The organism is Xanthobacter sp. DMC47, from assembly GCF_056313845.1.
In genome coordinates, this window is the sequence record NZ_JBQUZM010000001.1 from 2337464 (window position 1) to 2354165 (window position 16702).

Consider the following 16702-nt stretch of genomic DNA (forward strand, 5'->3'; position numbering starts at 1 on the left):
CGTCGCCATGCTGGGGGGGCTCGCGCCCCTCACACCGCCCGTGCTCGCCCAGCCGGCCGCGCCTCCTGCCGCTGCCGCGGCGTCGCCGGCCGAACCCGAGGGCTACCGGCTCGAAGCCTATCGCGCCCCGGTCCCGGCAACGCTCAGCGGCGCCCGCGTGCTGGATGCCGCCGCAGCGGCGGAGCTGTGGCGCAAGGGCGGGGTCGCCTTCGTGGACGTGCTGCCGCGCCCACCCAAACCCGCCGGGCTCCCGGCGGGAACCGTGTGGCGCGACCAGCCCCATTCCAGCATTCCCGGCGCCGTGTGGCTGCCGAATGTGGGCTTCGGCGCGCTCAATGCGGAAACCGAAGGCTATTTCCGCGCCGGCCTGTCCGCCGTCACGCGCGGCGATGTGAACGCGCCGCTGGTGATTTTCTGCCAGCGTGATTGCTGGATGTCATGGAACGCCGCCAAGCGCGCGATGTCCTATGGCTACACGAACGTCTCCTGGTTTCCGACCGGCGTGGACGGCTGGGGCGAGGCCGGGTTGTCGCTGGAAGCCGTGGAACCGCGCCCCTAGGCGGGGGCATTGAGCCGCCAGTGGCGGCGCGACAATAAGGCCCGACCGGCCAAGAACGAGTTTTGGGAGGCAACGCCATGAAGCGCTCAGTCCTGCGCTCTTCCGCCGGCACCGCGGGCGCGGTGCTCGCAGCCCTGCTTGCGGCAACGCCGCTCGCCGGCATGCTGGCGAGCCCCGCCGCCGGCCAGTCCGCGCAGGCCGATCCCGACCGGCCGGAGACCACCTGGTCGTCTATTCGCGGCGACATCTTCCCCACGGCCAAGATCGGCGACGCCGGAAATGCCGTGCGGATCGACGCGCCGGGCCGGGCCGAGGATGCCGCGCTCGTGCCGCTCACCCTCGCCCTCGAACTGCCCAAGGACGATCCGCGCACGCTGAAGGCGGTGACGCTCATCATTGATGAGAATCCGTCACCGGTGGCCGGCCGATTCGCCTTCGGCGACGGCATCCGCACGTTCTCTCTCTCCGTGCGGGTGCGGGTGAATTCCTATAGCTGGGTGCGCGCAGTGGCCGAGACCAGCGACGGCGCCCTCATCATGACGAAGGCCTATGTGAAGGCGGCGGGCGGCTGCTCCGCTCCGGCCACCAAGGACACGGCGGAGAGCATCGCCAAGCTCGGGGAAATCCGCTTCCGCTCCTTCGCCGATGCCGGCCGGCCGGAGGCGCAGGTGCAGATCCGCCATCCCAATTTCTCCGGCTTGCAAATGGACGAGACGACGCGCGGCTACACGCCGGCGTGGTTCGTGCGCGAGGTGCAGGTGAAGCAGGGCGCCAGGCTCATCTTCGCCATGGAGGGCGGCATTTCCATCAGCGAGGACCCCACCTTCCGCTTCAGCTTCACCCCGTCCGCCGATCCCGTCTCGGTGCGCGCCGAGGATACGGAGGGCAAGATCTTCGCGCGGACCTTCCCGGGCAACGGAAGCTGAGGCACGGCGTTTGAAGGACCCTGCCGCTCTGGATTGCGTCTTCCGCCTTGCCGGCGCCGCATCCCTGCTCTAGCTCCGCCGGAGCGGATGCGGAGGATCAGGTGGCTTACGGTCTCATCGGCGGGGCAGGTGTGGGTTTTGCGCTGGGGGGGCCGCTCGGCGCCCTGCTCGGGGCGTTGGCTGGCCATGTGATCGACCGCGTTCTGCTCGCTCCCGCGCCCAAGCCCGCCGCTTTCTCCATCGCCCTCATCGCCTTGTCTGCCAAGATGGCCAAGGCCGACGGCGTGGTGGTGCCGGCCGAGGTGGAGGCCTTCCGCGAGGTGTTCGACATCCCGCCCGAGGATCTCGATGCGGTGGCGCGCCTCTATAATCTCGCCAAGCAGGACACCGCCGGCTTCGAGTCCTATGCCCGCCAGGTCGCGGACATGTTCGCCGATGCGCCGGACACGCGGGAAGACCTCATGGACGCGCTGTTCCACGTGGCCAAGGCGGATCACGCGCTGCACGAGAAGGAACTCGTCTTCCTCGCCGAGGTCGGCCGCATCCTCGGCTTCGAGGGGCCGGCCTATGAGCGCATCGAGGCCCGCCATGTGCGCCGGCCGGGCGATCCCTATGCCGTGCTCGATCTCGACCCCGGTGCCAGCGACGACGAGGTGAAGGCCCACTGGCGCGCGCTGGTCTCCACCCACCATCCCGACCGGCTTGCCGGCCGCGGCCTGCCGCCCGCCGCCATCAAGCTCGCCAACGACCGGGTGGCAGCGCTGAACGCCGCATACTCCGCCATCGCCCGGCAGAGGGGGCTGTGATGGACGCGCCCGCCCTGTCCGCCCCCGATTCGGGGCTGGTCGACACTCTCGTCCCCTCCCCCAATTTCGGTGTGCGCAAGGCCGCCGTGGACATGCTGGTGCTGCACTACACCGGCATGGAGAGCGCCGACGCCGCCATCGAGCTGCTGCGCACGCCGGCGGCCGAGGTCTCCTGCCATTACGTGGTGCGCGAGGACGGCAGCATCGTGCAGATGGTGGCGGAAGGCGCGCGGGCGTGGCACGCGGGGCTGTCGTCGTGGGAAGGCATCACCGACACCAATTCCCGCTCCATCGGCATCGAGATCGTCAACGGCGGCCACGATTTCGGCCTGCCGCCTTTTCCCGATGCGCAGATCGCGCGGGTGATCGCTTTGTCGCAGGACATCATCAACCGCCATGGCATCCGCGCCGACCGGGTGCTCGCCCATTCCGACATCGCCCCGGCGCGCAAGCGCGATCCCGGCGAGCGGTTTCCGTGGCCGGCACTGCATGAGGCGGGGGTCGGGCATCTGGTGCCGGAAGCACACCTCACCGGGGGGCGGTTCTTCATGCCGGGCGATCAGGGGGAGCCGGTGGCGGCGCTGAAGGCCATGCTGGGCTGGTACGGCTATGGCATCGCCCTCGACGACGCCTATGACGCCGCGACGGCCGAGGTGGTGGCCGCCTTCCAGCGCCATTTCCGCCCCTCGCAGGTGGACGGGGTGGCGGATGCCTCCACCCTGCTCACCTTGCGCAATCTGATCGCGACCCGGCCGGAGCGTTCGATCCCGGTGGCCTGAGGCGACGCGGGATCTCGCTTCGCTCAAGCGACGCGCGGACACGCCGCGCCCGCTCCTCAGGCGATGCCGGTGAGCAGCAGGTCGTGGATGTGCAGCACGCCCACGGGCGCCCTGTCCTCCACCACCAGCAGCGCGGTGATCTTGCGCGCGTTCAGGATGTTGAGCGCCTCGGAGGCAAGCTGGTCCGGCCGCACGGTCTTGGGCCCGGGGGTCATGATCTCGTCCACCGTGCGGGCGGCGAGATCGTTGGCCATGTGGCGGCGCAGGTCACCGTCGGTGACGATGCCGGCAAGCGCGCCGTCCGGAGCCACCACGCCGACGCAGCCGAGGCCCTTGGCGCTCATCTCCACCAGCGCCGCGCCCATCTGCGTGCCGCTCCTGACCAGCGGCACGGCCTCGCCCGCGCGCATCACGTCGCGCACGAACTTCAGGCTGGCGCCGAGCTTGCCGCCGGGATGGAGCTGGCGGAAGTCGAGCGCGGTGAAGCCGCGGCTCTGCAGCAGCGCCACCGCCAGCGCGTCGCCCAGAGCCAGCTGCATGAGGGTGGAGGTGGTGGGGGCGAGCCCGTGCGGGCAGGCCTCCTGCGCCACCGGCAGAGTCAGCACCACGCTCGCCGATGAGGCAAGCGCGCTGGTGGCATTGGAGGTGAAGGCGATGAGCGGCACGTCGAAGCGGCGCGAATACTCCACGAGGTCGCGCAGTTCCACCGTCTCGCCGGACCACGACAGAGCGACGATCACGTCGTCGGTGGTGATCATCCCGAGGTCGCCGTGGCTCGCCTCGGCGGGATGGACATAGTGGGCCGGCGTGCCGGTGGAGGCGAGCGTCGCGGCGATCTTGCGCGCCACGTGCCCGCTCTTGCCCATGCCGGTGATGATGACCCGGCCGTGGGAATTCTGGATGGTCGCCACCGCCACGTCGAAGGCAGCGCCGAGGGGACCGGCCATGGCCTTGGCGAGGGCTTCGAGCCCAGCCTTCTCGGCATCGAGGGTCGCCAGCGCCGAAACCACGGACGCGGGATGGACATGGGGGACGGACATCTCGCCAGAGCCTTCGGGATCGCCGTCGGCGGGAGCCTTGTTCACCGGAGAACGCATCATCGGCGATGATTAGCACCGTTCCGCGCCGAAGGGGAGCGGCCGGGCGGCGACGGTATCAGGTTCGCGGAAGGGCAGCCTCAGCCTTCGTATTTTTCCAGAAAGGCTTCGATCGGGAGGTTGCGGAAATCCGGCAGGGCGGCGCGCAGCTGTTCGTGGGTCCAGTCCCACCAGCCAAGCGCCTGGAGGCGGGCGGCGATGTCCTCGGGGAAGCGCCACTTCACGAGGCGCGCGGGCACGCCGGCGACGATGGCATAGGCCGGCACATCCTTCGACACCACGGCCCCCGCCGCCACCACCGCCCCGGTGCCGATGCTGCGGCCGGCCAGCACCACCGCGCCGTGGCCGATCCACACGTCATGGCCCATGGTGAGCCTTTGGTCGCGCCGCCACTGGAAGAAATCCACTTCGTCCTCCTCGCCGGGGAAATAGGTGGAGGCGCGATAGAGGAAATGGGATTGGGAGGCCCGCCAGGTGGGGTGATTGCCCGGGTTGAGGCGGGTCATCGCAGCGATGGAGCAGAACTTGCCGATATGCGCATAGGCGATGTCGGAATCGTTCACCACGTAGGAATAGTCGCCCATCTCCACTTCGAGCAGCTTGGTGCGCGGACCGACCTCCGTATAGCGGCCGAGAGTGGAGGCGCGGACCTGCGCCGTGGGATCGATGAGCGGCATCTCGCCAAGCTGTTTCACTGGGTGGCTCCCAGCGCAAACCGCTGCACCAGACGGAACTGGGTCGCCCCCGGCTCCTGCACATAGAGCGCCATGTCGGTGACGGTTGCCGGGACGTCCGCGCCGCTGGCGGCATAGGCGGCGGTGAGCGCGTTCAGCGCCTGAACCCGCTCCGGCTCCGGCAGCGGACCGGTCAGCGTCATGTGGAAGCGGAATTCGTCGAGGACGTAAGGATAGCCATAGGCCTCCAGATAGCCGAGCTGGCGGGCCGAGAGCCGGTCGGGCTTGCGCCGCGCGATCTCGGAGGCCGAGAGGGGCGCGCGCAGGCCGTCCAGTTCCAGCACGGCCGAGCGGGCCAGGTCTTCGAGCTTGGGCGCCGCGACGGCCGGCACCAGCGCCACGAACGGCCCGATGGCCCGCACCTCCAGCGGCGGCATCTCGAAGGCATGATGGCCGGCGGCACAACGGGCCATGAGCCGCGCCAGATCGTCCTCGCTCATGCCGTCGGCGAGGCGGAAGGGCGCCTTCAGCGTGCCGTGAAAACCGTAGCGGCGGGGTTCGGCCGTCACCTGCTGCCAGGCGGCGGCATCGAAGCCGGCGATGTCGGGAGCGGCCGGCGCCGCGCCCGTCTCCGCGTCATAGCCGAGCACCGCCGAGCCGAATCGCCAGAGGACGCTATCGGCGGGCGGGGCGAGGTAGACGGCGTAGCGGCGCTGGGCGGTCAAGGGCGGACTCCTGAGGATCAGCGCAGGAAGGGATTGTGCGCCTTCTCGTCTCCGATGCTCGTGACAGGACCATGACCGGGCAGGCAGACCATGGTGTCGCCGAGCGGCAACAGCTTTTCCTTGATGCCCTTGATGAGGAGGTCGGGGTCGCCATAGGGGAAGTCCGTCCGCCCGACCGAGCCGCGGAACAGGGTATCGCCGACGATGGCGAGGCCAACCGGCCGATGCACGAACACCACGTGCCCCGGCGTGTGACCCGGCACGTGCAGCACGTCGAGCGAGACATCCCCCACGCTCACCGTGTCGCCCTCGTTCAGATAGAGGTCGGGCGTGACCGAGCGGGCGCCCTCGATGCCGTACTTCTGGGCCATGCGCGGAATGTCGTCGATGATGAACTGGTCCGCCGCGCCCGGGCCTTCCACCTTCACGCCGAGGCTTTCGGCCAGTTCGGCGGCGCCGGCGGCGTGGTCCACATGCCCATGGGTGAGCAGGATCTTCTCGATGGTCGCGCCGGTCTCGGCGATGGCGGCGCGGATGCGGTCGAGGTCGCCGCCCGGGTCGATCACCGCGCCCTTCATGGTCTTGGTGCACCACAGGATGGAGCAGTTCTGCTCGAACGGCGTCACCGGCACGACGGCAATCTGGATGGGCTGCATGAAAGGTCCGTTCTGTCGTGTCATCCGCCGGTCACTGGGAGATGGCGCGGGCCATCTCCACGAGCCGGCGCACCATGTGCGAGGAGGGATCGGCGAGGGCGTCCACCACGGTGAAATGGTTCGCGCCCGGCACGTCGAAGGCCTGTGCGGCAATACCCTTGGCGCGCCAATTGGCGGCAAGGTCATGGGCCTGCCGCAGGAATTCCGCGCTCTCCGCGCCACCGACGAAGGCATCGAAGCTGCGTCCCGCCGGCACCGGCCAGAAGGCGGGAGACAGGCGCTGCGCTTCCCCCTCGTCGAGGCGCAAAGCCTTGTTCATGGACGTGGGGACGAGCGGCTCAAGCTCGTAGACGCCGGAGATGCCGAGCCCCGAGGGGATCAGGTTGTCCGGCGTGTCCACGTCGATCTCGCGCCAGGACGTGGCGGCCAGCGCCGCGGCGAGGTGGCCCCCGGCGGAGTGGCCGCACGCCACCAGCGGCCGGCCGACGAGGCGGTAGAGCGTGATGGCCGCCGCGCGCGCCTGGGCGAGGATGGTGCCCACCGGCACCAGCGGCGCGAGGTCGTAGCCGGCGAACGCCATGGCGACGCCATGGGCGAGACAGCCGGCCGCGGCGAAGGTGAAATCGCGCGGATGCAGGGACTGGAAGTAGCCGCCGTGGATGAACAGCACCACCGGCGCCTGCCGGTCGGTGCCCGGCCAGATGATGTCGAGGATCTGCCGCGGGCCGGAGCCGTAGGGAACGCCGAGGTCGGCCGCCACCGCTGCGCCGCGCATGGCCGCCGAGCTGTGGGCCCAGCGCTCAAAGATGGCGGGATGGTCCGGCACGCGGGCGCGGTTGTTGTATTCGACCTCGTGGTCCATCGGCGCTCCCCCTAACCCCTTTTCGATCCTCGCCGCTCACTCCCCGTCGCCGTGGGCGTTGCGGATGCGCCGCACCACGGACCACACGCCCAGCAGCGCCAGCGGCACGGCGGCGGCGGTCACCAGCCCCACGTCGAGATGGATGCCGAGTGTCTTCACGTCGACACCGCTCTCGTGAATGCCCTCCGCGAGGTGATGCACGAGGCTGACGACATAATAGGAAATCGCCGCGACGGACAGGCCTTCCACGGTCCGCTGCAGGCGCAGCTGCAGGCGGGTGCGGTCGTTCATGGAGGTGAGCAGGTCGCGGTTCTGCTGCTCCAGCTCCACGTCCACGCGGGTGCGCAGCAGATCGGCCGCATTGGCGAGCTTCTGGGCGATCTTCTCCTGCCGCTCCTCCAGCGTGAAGCAGGTGCGCATGGCCGGCGCCATGCGGCGATCGAGGAACTGCTGCCAGGTCGGGAAGCCCGGCACCGACATTTCGCGGATGGTGGCGAGACGCAGCCGCACGATCTCCATATAGGCGCGGCTGGCGCCGAACCGGAACAGCGAGGCGGTGGCCCCCGCCTCCAGCTCGGCCGCGAGCGCAACCAGTTCGTCCAGCAGGCGGTTGTTGTCGGACAGGCCCTTGGCCGACATCATCTCGGTGGCCGAGCCGGCGAGGCGCTGCTCGATGCGCGCCACCTCGGGGGCGAGGCGCTGAGCCTCCGGCAGGCCGAGGAGGGCCAGGGTGCGGTAGGTCTCGATCTCCAGCACCCGCTGCACCAGCGCGCCGCACGCATCCGCCCCGAGGCCACGGTCGCGCACCAGGATGCGCACGAAGCCGGAGGGATCGGCCATGAAGTCGGTGGCGATCTCGGCGAAGCCGTCGTTCACGTCGGCACGGGCGAGGCTGGAGCGGTCGAACACCTTTTCGAGGAAAAAATCCTCGGCGGTGTCGCGCAACAGATGGAGATCGATGGCGACCAAGAGGGGACCGGGCTGCGGCACCTCGCCGAAGGGGCTCGCCAGCGTCGTGGCCGGCGGCTGGAAGGGCAGCCCCCCCTCCGCAAGGTCAAGCGAGGGCAGGTCCCAGGTGTAGGTGCAGAACTCGGCGTGGCTCTCCCAGCGCAGTTCGGCGCCGCCGAACGAGACGTGGTGATACTTCGCCCCCGGCGCGGGAGCGGGCAGCCCCCGGGCGTTGCAGAGGGCCGCGAGCGCGGCGCGGTCGGCCTGCGCGCCCGCGGCATCCAGCAGGAAGGCGGCGTGGAGCATGCGGCGCGGCGCCGAGACCGGCACGAACGGCCGCGCGTGCAGCTCTCTCAGGACGGCGGCCCTGAGCGGGTGGGCGCTGAGCGCCCGCCCCTCGCCGATGACGAGATCCGCCTCGCCTCTGGTCATGATGGCGCTCCCCTGCCGTTTTTTCCGTGCTGGCACGGCGGCGCCGTCCGATCAAGCGTTCGGCGGCCGCCCTGTGGTCGCACCGGGCGGGGCGGATGGCGTCAACGCTGCGTCTGTCCAGCGTCCGGCCGTCGTTACCGGCAGACGCGTACGGGACCCCACGGGCCGGGACGCCACCAGCAGTAGCGCGGGCCGTAATACGGTCCCCAGTAGTTCGGGCGGCAGCCGCCCCAGGGGCCGCGGTGCCAGCCGATGCCGCACCCGCCGGCGACGGTCTGGACGGTGGCCAGGCGGTCGAGCGGCTGCGGCGCCGGGAAGGCAGCCGCGGCGCCGGTGCCGAGCCCGAAGAGGCCGGCGGCGGCAGCGGCGATCAGGATCTGTTTGCGCATGATGTCTCTCCTGTTGCCGAGAGCGAGGCGGCACGACCGCCGCCGTTTTCTGACGCAAGAGGCAGGGCGGCGACACGGCCGCCGCCCTGCAAACGCTTCAGCGGCGCCTCAGTTGCAGACGCGGACCGAACCATAGGGGCCGGCACGCCACCAGCAGTGACGCACGGGCGCCACCACCACGGGGCCGGGCGCGACGACGACCGGCCGCGGCGCCACATAGACCGCGCCGTTGGGGCGGCAGCCGCCCCACGGACCGCGATGGAAGCCGATGCCGCAGCCGCCGGCCACGGTCTGGACCGTCGCCACCTGGGGCGCCTGCGGCAGCGGGAAGGCGGCGGCCGGCGTGGCGAGCGCGCCCAGTGCCGGAGCCGCGAGGGCGAGCAGGGTCAGCGCGCGCATCACTCCTCCTCCTCGAAGATCCACAGCTCGGAGGTGTTGGGCTGCTGGCCGTTGTCATGCACCCCGAGAAAAGTGGGAATGCGATTGCGCTGGGCCGGGGTGAGCGCGGCCACGAAGGGCTTGGCCGCCTCGACGAAGTTGGCGAGCGCCTTGCCGCGTGCCTGCTCGGCGGCGGCCACGTTGCCGAGCACGTCCAGCACGGTCGCCGGCGGCGGAGCGGCGAGGCGCTTCTCGCGGCGCTCGATGGCGCCCTTCACCGCGTCACGGATGGAGGCTTCCACCGGCGGCCAGAGCTTCTCCTGGTCGGGGGTGAGGCGCAGCACGGTCTTGAGCGCGGCGAGGCGGGCATCGAGCACGGCCGCGGCGTCCTCAGCCGTGTAGGGCGCGGCGTCGGCGGGAGCGGCGGGCGCCGGCTGGGCGGAAGCGATGCCGCCCGCGAAGACCGTGCCGAGGGCGACGGCCGTCGCCGAGGCGAGGGCGAACTGACGGAAAGAGCGCATGTCTTTTGCTCCCTGTGCGGTCCGGCGGGGTGCCGGCCGGTCTGTCCGGGATCGTGCCGGAAGCGGCGCGCATCCGGGGCCGCGCCGATTCGCGAGGCGTCGGCGGGGCCCAATTTGGTAGCACTCCTCTCCCGACGCCGGTAAAGATTTCGTGGAGCCGACGAAGAATATCGCGTTCACAAATACTTGCCTAAAGGTGCCTCAAAACCTGCGCGGGCGGTGTCGAGAGGGCGCGCAGCGTGCCGAGAAGCCCGACCACCAGCGTGACCGCAAGCGCGGCCGCCATCGCGCCGAAGGCGGCCAGTGGCGCGAAGGTGAAGGGGATGTCCATCACCTGCGTCACCACGCCCCACGCCGCGGCCGTGCCCGCCGCAGCGGCAACCACGGCGGCGGCCAGGCCGAGCCCGGCATATTCGAGGCCATAGGCCAGGGTCAGCCGGCCGCGGGTGGCGCCCAGCGTCTTGAGGATCACCGCATCATAGATGCGCCGCTCACGCCCGGCGGCGAGCGCGCCCGCCAGCACGAGCACCGAGGTAATGAGGGTGACGAGGCTCGCCGCGCGGATGCCGAGGGAGAGGTTGTCCAGCATCTTCTGCGCCTCCTCCAGCGTCTCCTTCACCCGGACCGTGGTGATGGCGGGAAAGCGGGCGGCCATGGCCTTGAGCAGGGCGATCTCCCGTGCCGTGTCGCCGCCATCGGGAAAGGCAAGGGTGGCGAGCACCGTATAGGGCGCACCGGCGAAGGTCGCGGGCGAGAACACCATGACGAAATTGATGCCGAGCCGCTCCCACTTCACCTGCCGCAAATTGGAAATGCGGGCGGTGACGCTGCGGCCCAGGACGCTCACCGTCACCGTGTCGCCGAGCTTCAGGCCGAGGCCGGCGGCGAGTTCGCTGTCGAAGGAAACGAGGGGCTCGGTCTCCTCCCCCGTCCACCATTTTCCGGCGACCACGGTTGAGCCGTCTGGCACGGTGGCGGAAGACGAGATGCCGCGGTCGCTCTGCAGCACCCAGGCGGCGTCGGGGCGCGGCTTCACCTCCTCGGCGGGAATATCCTTCACCTGCGTGATCCGGCCCCGCAGCATGGGCACCGACTTCACCACCGCCCCCGGCGCCTGCTCGGCGAGGAAGGCCCGAAACTCGGGCTCTTCGCTGTTGGGCACATCCACGAAGAAGAAGCTCGGCGCATTCTCGCGCACCGGGCCATTCAACTCTCGGTTGAGGCTCGCATCCACCAGCGAAACGCCCACCAGCAAGGACAGGCCCAGCCCCAGCGAGAGCACCACCGAGGGCGTGAGCGCGCCGGGCCGGTGGATGTTTCCGAGCGCGAGCCGGGCCGCCGCATCGCGCGGCCGGGGCGCCCGCCGGGCGAGGGCCATCAGGCCGGACGCCACCAGCCGCAGCAGCACGAACACCCCCGCCGCCGCCGCGAGGAAGACGGCCGCAGCCCGCTTGTCGTCCGAAGTCAGGAGGGCGAGCGCCACCAGAGCCGCTCCGAGCCCCCCGATGAGCAGCAGATAGGGCAGAGAGATGCGCCGACGCGTCTCGCCGATAGCATCCCGGAACAGGGCGGAGACCCGGGCCTCCTGCGCCCGCGCCAGAGGGATCACCGAGAACACGGCGGCCACCAGCAGCCCATAGAGCGCCGCCCGTCCCAGCGCCGGCCAGTCGATCTGCGGCTCCAGCGGGAACGGGACCAGAGCGCCGATGGCGGCGGTGGCGACGAAGGGCAGCGCCGCGCCCAACATCAGGCCGATCACGATGCCGAAAGCGGCGATGAGGCCGATCTCCGCCCCATAGGTGAGGAACACGTCGCGACGGGTCGCGCCCACCGCCTTCAGCGTGGCGATGACCTCCAGCTTGCCGGCGAGGTGGCTCGAAACTGCGTTGGCCACACCCACCCCGCCCACCAGCAGCGCGGTGAGCGCCACAAGGGTGAGGAACTGGCTGATGCGCCCCACATTACGCGCCAGCTGGGGCGTCGCGCCGTCTCGGGTGCGCACCTCGAAGCCGGCGCGACCCATGGGCTCGCGCACCTCGTCCATCACCGCCTTGAGATTCTGCGGCGAGGGGTCGTCCAGCAGCAGGCGATAGCTCCAGCGCACGAGACTGCCGGGCTGGATGAGGCCCGTGGCGGGCAGCGCCGCCTGCGAGACGAGGAGGCGGGCGCCGAGGCCGACGCCGGAGGAGAGCTTGTCCGGCTCGCTGGTGAGCGCGGCGCGGACCTCAAAGGTGGCCTCGCCCACCCGGATGCGATCTCCGGTCTTCACACCGAGGCGGCCGAGCAGCACCGGATCGGCGACAGCACCGAACACGCCGGCCTTTTCCTTCAAGGCATCCGCGACGGGCATGGGGGGATCGAGCATCACCGTTCCGACGAGGGGATAGGCGCCATCCACCGCCTTGAGTTCGGCGAGGGAGGCATCGCCCGCCTCGGTCCGGGCCATGGCGCGCAGCAGGGCGACGCGTCCGAGGGTGCCATTGCGGTCGAGGCTGGCGTGTTCCTCGGCCGTCATCTCCCGCTGGACGACGCTGAAGCCAGCATCGCCGCCGAGGATGGCGCGGCCCTCGCGCTCCAGCCCCTGCGTGAGGGCGCCCGCGAAGGAGCCAATGCCTGCGATCGCGGTGACACCCAGCACGAGGCAGCCGAGGAAGATGCCGAAGCCGCGCCGCGCGCCGCGCAGTTCACGCAGGGCGAGACGCAGCGGCACGGGAAGCCGCAGGGAGGCGAGGCTCATCGGGCGGCGACCTCGAGACCGGACTTGCTGTCCTCCTCGATCACCCCCGAGCGCAGGCGCACCACCCGGCTGCAGCGGCGGGCCAGCGCCGCATCATGGGTGACGAGCACCAGCGTCGTGCCGCGCGCGCGGTGGACGGAGAAGATCAGGTCCATGACCTGCCGGCCGGTGGCCTCGTCCAGATTGCCGGTGGGCTCGTCGGCGACGAGGATGGGCGGTTCCGGGGCGAGGGCGCGGGCCAGCGCCACACGCTGCTGCTCGCCGCCGGAGAGCTGGCCCGGATAATGCTGCGCCCGCTCGGCGAGGCCCACATTGGCAAGTTCCTGCCGGGCCCGCTCGAAGGCGTCCGCGCGGCCGGCGAGTTCCAGCGGCACCGCCACGTTCTCCAGCGCGGTCATGGTGGGGATGAGGTGGAAGGACTGGAAGACGATGCCCACATGCCGGCCACGGAAGCGCGCCAGCGGATCCTCGCCGAGGCGGGTGATATCCGTGCCAGCGACGCTCACCTGTCCCGAATCCACCCGCTCCAGGCCGGCCATCACCATGAGCAAGGTCGATTTGCCGGACCCGGACGGTCCGACGAGGCCCACCGCCTCGCCTGCCCCGATCTCGACAGAGATGTCCTTCAGGACATGAACCCGGGCCGCCCCCGTACCGAGGGAAAGGTCTACATGCTTCAGCGCGATGGTGCGAAGCGGAGAGGAAAGATCGTCCATGCCAGGATTTGCCGTGCGTCCGGTGCTGCGTCGGGTGGGGCAGGGAAGAAGGCGGTACCTGCCGGTTGCTCCATGGGAACCGGCATTTAAGGCGCTGGCGGGGCTGATCGCCGCTTTCCTCCTCTTCACGTTCGCGTCAGGGGCGCAAGCGGCGCAGCTGCGCATCGTCGCCTTCGGCGACAGCCTGACCGCCGGCTACGGCATTCCGCGCACCGCCGCCTTCCCGGCCCGGCTCGAAGCCGCGTTGCGGGCGAAGGGGCTGGACGTGAAGGTGGAGAATGCCGGCGTCTCAGGCGAGACGGCGAGCCAGGGCCTCGCGCGCCTCGACTGGTCGGTACCGCAGGGCACGGACGCCGTGATCGTGGAACTGGGCGCCAACGACATGCTGCGCGGGCTCGACCCGGCGGTGACGCGCAAGGCGCTCACCGAGATCGTCCAGCGGTTGCGCAAGCGCGGCATCACGGTGCTGCTGGCGGGCATGAAGGCCGCGCCCAACATGGGCCGGCCCTACCGGGAGGCGTTCGATCAGATCTTCCCGGACATCGCCGCCGCCGAGGGCGTGCTGCTCTATCCCTTCTTTCTGGAGGGCATCGCCGGCGATCGCACGCTGAACCTGCCGGACGGGCTGCATCCCACCCCGGAAGGCGTGGACCGCATCGTCGCCGGCATCCTGCCCACGGCGGAGCAACTGGTGGCGCGTGCCCGCGAGACGGCGGCGCGATAACGGGCAGCGCTCATCTGCTTATTTTTTAAGCTGATTGACCTCCGCAGATCAGCCCTTGACCAATCCATAGTCACGATTCTAGATTTCGCCGCTTTTGGGGGTTTGCCCCGCTTGTACCGTTGCGTCCCAGCGTATTTTTCAATGACAACAGTGAGAATGAACAATGGTTCGGGAATTTGAGTATCAGGGAGAAACATTCCGCGTCACCGCCCACGGCATTCACGGCCACGAAGAAATCTTCATCGTCCACATTGAGGATGATGGCGTGGAAGGCGGCGAAATCTCCATCGATCGCATGACCGAAGAGAATGACACCAGCGCCCCGCTCGAGGACATTCTGGTGATGCTTTGCGACAAGCTCATCCCCCAGAGCGAGATCAAGGTGCAGGATCCCAGCGCCCCGTTCGCGTGGCGACAGGGCAATGTGGTGTTCGAGGTCCACGACGGCCTCCAGAGCCACGACTGAGGCCGGGCGCCGCGCGGCGGCGATCTGATTGTCCCGCACAAAAACGAACGGCCGCCCCGGTTTCCGGAGCGGCCGTTTCACATGAAACAGGGTTAACGGACCCTGAAGCTCTCGCGTCCTGCTCAGACCGAAGGCTCCAGCCGGGGGAGGTGTGTAAAGCCCCGGACGTGCCGGGGCCTTACCTCACTTCTTGGTCGCCGGAGCGGCAGGAACCGCAGGAGCGGGAGCGGCAGCCGGAGCCGACGCAGCCGGGGCTGCATCCACCACCGTCTTGCGCGGCGGCAGAAGCTGGAGCGTCTGCACCGCCTGGCCGGCGAACTGGTTGAGGAGCGAGTTCTGCTCCGCCACCGAGCTCTTCACCTGCGCCACGATCCGGCAATAGGAGGCGATGAGCGCATTGGCGACATCCGACGGCCGCGCCTTCGGATTCTGCTGGTAGAGCGAGGTTGCCGCCGAGGCGATGGCCGCGCCCTGCATGGGCGGAGTGACGCCGGTGAGAAGCTTGGCCGCCCCCGCCGAGAGGTCAGCCGGCACCGCCTTGCCGTCATCGGCCGGGCAGGCGAGCTTGTCGGCGAGGCTCGCCGGCTCCTTCAGCACGAGGCCGGGACCGACCGGCAGCGCCCAGGCGATGGATTGGCTGTCCACCGGACCGGTGACGGTGCGGCGCGACACTTCCATGGCCGCCTGGAGGGTGAAGCGGCGCAGCTCCGCCGTCTTTTGCCAGTCGGGCGCGTTGCTCTTGGCCACCACCGGGCAGTAGGCGGCGGTGAGGGCGTCCACGATCGTGCCCGAGCCGGACGAGCCGGAGGCGGCCTTGTAGGTGTCAACCATCATGGGAATGGAACGCTGGCCGCCCGCCATCATGGCGGAAAGGGCCGCAACCGCCTTCGCATCCGGGCCATCCGAGCCGGGCGCGCCGCCCACGTCCGGGCAGGTGAAGGCAGATGCCGCCTGGGTGCCGTAGTCCGGCGCGTTGGCGGCGGCGCGCCATGCCGCGACCATCGAGGCGTTCACGTTCGGCGCGGCCGCATTGCCCCACGAGGTGCGCACGTAATTGGCAAGATCCGCCACCTGCTGGTCATTTAGCCGCCCGGCGAAGGACGGCATCGCGCCATAGGTGCCGCCGGCCGGCAGGCCGCCGAGCACGGCCATGAGGATGTTGTAAGGCTCGGCCGCGATCACGGCTGGGTTGCCGCTGAGGGCCGGCACGCTGTCACCGCGGCCCACACCCTTGTCCATGTGGCAGACGGCGCAATTGTCGATGTAGAGCTTGGACGCCCGCGCATAGACGTCGGGCGACAGCGGCGAGGCTTTCTGCACCGACGGCTTGTCCGCCGGAGCCGGTGCATCGAACAGATAGGTGACGAGCGCGGCCCGGTCCTGCGCCGTGAGCTTGCTCACGGAATCATGGATCACCTCGGCCATGGGGCCGAACACCGAGGTCTTGCCCGGCGCGGAGCCGGTGGCGAAGAAGGTGGCGAGGGTCTCCGGCGTCCAGGTCTTCTTGAGGGACGCGGTATCGATGTCCGGCGCCCAGAAGCCGTCGATGTTGGCGCCGAGGAAGGCGGCCTTGGCCTTGGTCGCGCCCATCAGGTTGCGCGGGGTGTGGCAGTCGCCGCAATGGCCGAGGGCGTTGACGAGATAGGCGCCGCGGTTCCACTCGTCGCTCTTGCCGGCCGTCGGATGGAATCGGCCCTGGTCGAAGAACAATTCGCGCCACGCCAGCATCCCGAGCCGGATGTTGAACGGGAATTCCAGCTGGTTGTCCGGCGGCGTATTGGGGATCGGGGGAATGGCGCGCGCATAGGCCCACAGGGCCTTCATGTCGTCGTCGGTGATCTGCGTGTACGCATCGAATGGCATGGCCGGGTAGAGATAGGCGCCGTCCTTGCGGATGCCGTTGCGCACCGCGTTCACGAACTGGTCGTAGGTCCACAGGCCGATGCCGGTGGTGCGGTCGGAGGTGATGTTGGGCGAGTAGATGGCGCCGAAGGGCGTGTTCAGCGCGAGGCCGCCGGCGAAGGGCTTGGACTTGTCGCCCGTATGGCAGGGCATGCAGTCGGCCGCCTTGGCGACATACTCGCCCCGCGCCACCAGCGCGGGATCGGCAGACGGGTCCGGGGCGAACTGGGCCAGGGCGGGCGTTGCCGCGCCGAGGAACGTGGCCGCAGCCAGCGCCGCGAGCCGGCGCGAATATCGGGACACCCTGACCATATTCTCCCCCCAGGACGATTCGGCGGTCCGGCGTACCTTAGACATTTTTCAGGAACGCGACATTGATCCGGAACGACACGGAGGGGATATAGC

At 69.9% G+C, this 16702-nt stretch carries 18 protein-coding genes; 6 read left to right on the forward strand and 12 right to left on the reverse strand.

Annotated features, from left to right (window positions below; translation table 11 throughout):
- Positions 1-7: 7 nt before the first annotated feature.
- The 4 genes from ACT54R_RS10780 (at position 8) to ACT54R_RS10795 (ending at position 3070) form a co-directional block, all read left to right on the forward strand.
- Complete coding sequence (locus tag ACT54R_RS10780; protein ID WP_476326454.1) at positions 8-559, forward strand: PQQ-dependent catabolism-associated CXXCW motif protein; 552 nt, start codon at positions 8-10, stop codon at positions 557-559.
- A 77-nt stretch (positions 560-636) separates the two neighbouring features.
- Positions 637-1485, forward strand: a complete 849-nt coding sequence (locus ACT54R_RS10785; protein ID WP_476326100.1) for a quinoprotein dehydrogenase-associated SoxYZ-like carrier — start codon at positions 637-639, stop codon at positions 1483-1485.
- Positions 1486-1586: 101 nt separating this feature from the next.
- Positions 1587-2291, forward strand: a complete 705-nt coding sequence (locus tag ACT54R_RS10790; RefSeq protein ID WP_476326102.1) for a TerB family tellurite resistance protein — start codon at positions 1587-1589, stop codon at positions 2289-2291.
- The gene (locus ACT54R_RS10795) at positions 2291-3070 is read left to right on the forward strand and encodes an N-acetylmuramoyl-L-alanine amidase (RefSeq protein ID WP_476326104.1); all 780 of its coding nucleotides are present in this window, start codon (positions 2291-2293) and stop codon (positions 3068-3070) included. Before ACT54R_RS10790 ends, ACT54R_RS10795 begins: the two co-directional genes overlap by 1 nt.
- Before the next feature lie 56 nt (positions 3071-3126).
- Here the strand turns inward: ACT54R_RS10795 and ACT54R_RS10800 are convergent, their stop codons facing one another.
- From ACT54R_RS10800 to ACT54R_RS10850, 11 genes are all read right to left on the reverse strand, one after another.
- On the reverse strand, positions 3127-4110 hold the full coding sequence (locus tag ACT54R_RS10800) for a KpsF/GutQ family sugar-phosphate isomerase (RefSeq protein WP_476326456.1): 984 nt from the start codon (positions 4108-4110) through the stop codon (positions 3127-3129).
- A 137-nt stretch (positions 4111-4247) separates the two neighbouring features.
- Complete coding sequence (locus ACT54R_RS10805; RefSeq protein WP_476326106.1) at positions 4248-4862, reverse strand: LbetaH domain-containing protein; 615 nt, start codon at positions 4860-4862, stop codon at positions 4248-4250.
- Positions 4859-5566, reverse strand: a complete 708-nt coding sequence (locus ACT54R_RS10810) for a DUF1045 domain-containing protein (protein ID WP_476326108.1) — start codon at positions 5564-5566, stop codon at positions 4859-4861. The genes ACT54R_RS10805 and ACT54R_RS10810 overlap by 4 nt, the downstream gene beginning before the upstream one ends.
- Positions 5567-5583: 17 nt before the next feature.
- Positions 5584-6222, reverse strand: a complete 639-nt coding sequence (locus ACT54R_RS10815; protein ID WP_168458622.1) for an MBL fold metallo-hydrolase — start codon at positions 6220-6222, stop codon at positions 5584-5586.
- A gap of 31 nt (positions 6223-6253) precedes the next feature.
- Positions 6254-7084, reverse strand: coding sequence for an alpha/beta hydrolase (locus ACT54R_RS10820; RefSeq protein WP_476326111.1), 831 nt, complete (start codon positions 7082-7084; stop codon positions 6254-6256).
- Positions 7085-7120: 36 nt separating this feature from the next.
- Complete coding sequence (locus ACT54R_RS10825; RefSeq protein WP_476326113.1) at positions 7121-8464, reverse strand: DUF3422 family protein; 1344 nt, start codon at positions 8462-8464, stop codon at positions 7121-7123.
- Positions 8465-8598: 134 nt separating this feature from the next.
- A complete protein-coding gene (locus tag ACT54R_RS10830) occupies positions 8599-8853 on the reverse strand; it encodes a GCG_CRPN prefix-to-repeats domain-containing protein (RefSeq protein WP_168458625.1) in 255 nt (84 codons plus the stop codon).
- Between the two features lie 108 nt (positions 8854-8961).
- Positions 8962-9252, reverse strand: a complete 291-nt coding sequence (locus tag ACT54R_RS10835) for a GCG_CRPN prefix-to-repeats domain-containing protein (RefSeq protein ID WP_476326115.1) — start codon at positions 9250-9252, stop codon at positions 8962-8964.
- On the reverse strand, positions 9252-9752 hold the full coding sequence (locus ACT54R_RS10840; protein WP_168458627.1) for a Spy/CpxP family protein refolding chaperone: 501 nt from the start codon (positions 9750-9752) through the stop codon (positions 9252-9254). The genes ACT54R_RS10835 and ACT54R_RS10840 overlap by 1 nt, the downstream gene beginning before the upstream one ends.
- Positions 9753-9942: 190 nt before the next feature.
- Positions 9943-12489 carry an ABC transporter permease gene (locus ACT54R_RS10845; RefSeq protein ID WP_476326117.1) on the reverse strand — a complete coding sequence of 849 codons (2547 nt, stop codon included), beginning with the start codon at positions 12487-12489 and terminating at the stop codon, positions 9943-9945.
- Positions 12486-13205: an ABC transporter ATP-binding protein gene (locus ACT54R_RS10850; protein ID WP_168458629.1), complete on the reverse strand. Its 720-nt coding sequence runs from the start codon at positions 13203-13205 to the stop codon at positions 12486-12488. The genes ACT54R_RS10845 and ACT54R_RS10850 overlap by 4 nt, the downstream gene beginning before the upstream one ends.
- Between ACT54R_RS10850 and ACT54R_RS10855 the strand changes: the two genes are divergently transcribed.
- Complete coding sequence (locus tag ACT54R_RS10855; RefSeq protein ID WP_476326120.1) at positions 13204-13929, forward strand: arylesterase; 726 nt, start codon at positions 13204-13206, stop codon at positions 13927-13929. The two genes, ACT54R_RS10850 and ACT54R_RS10855, sit on opposite strands and share 2 nt — an antisense overlap.
- 163 nt (positions 13930-14092) lie before the next feature.
- A complete protein-coding gene (locus ACT54R_RS10860) occupies positions 14093-14395 on the forward strand; it encodes a hypothetical protein (protein ID WP_168458631.1) in 303 nt (100 codons plus the stop codon).
- Between the two features lie 183 nt (positions 14396-14578).
- Here the strand turns inward: ACT54R_RS10860 and ACT54R_RS10865 are convergent, their stop codons facing one another.
- Entirely contained in the window at positions 14579-16609 is a 2031-nt protein-coding gene (locus ACT54R_RS10865; protein WP_476326122.1) for a c-type cytochrome, read from the reverse strand.
- Between the last annotated feature and the right edge of the window lie 93 nt (positions 16610-16702).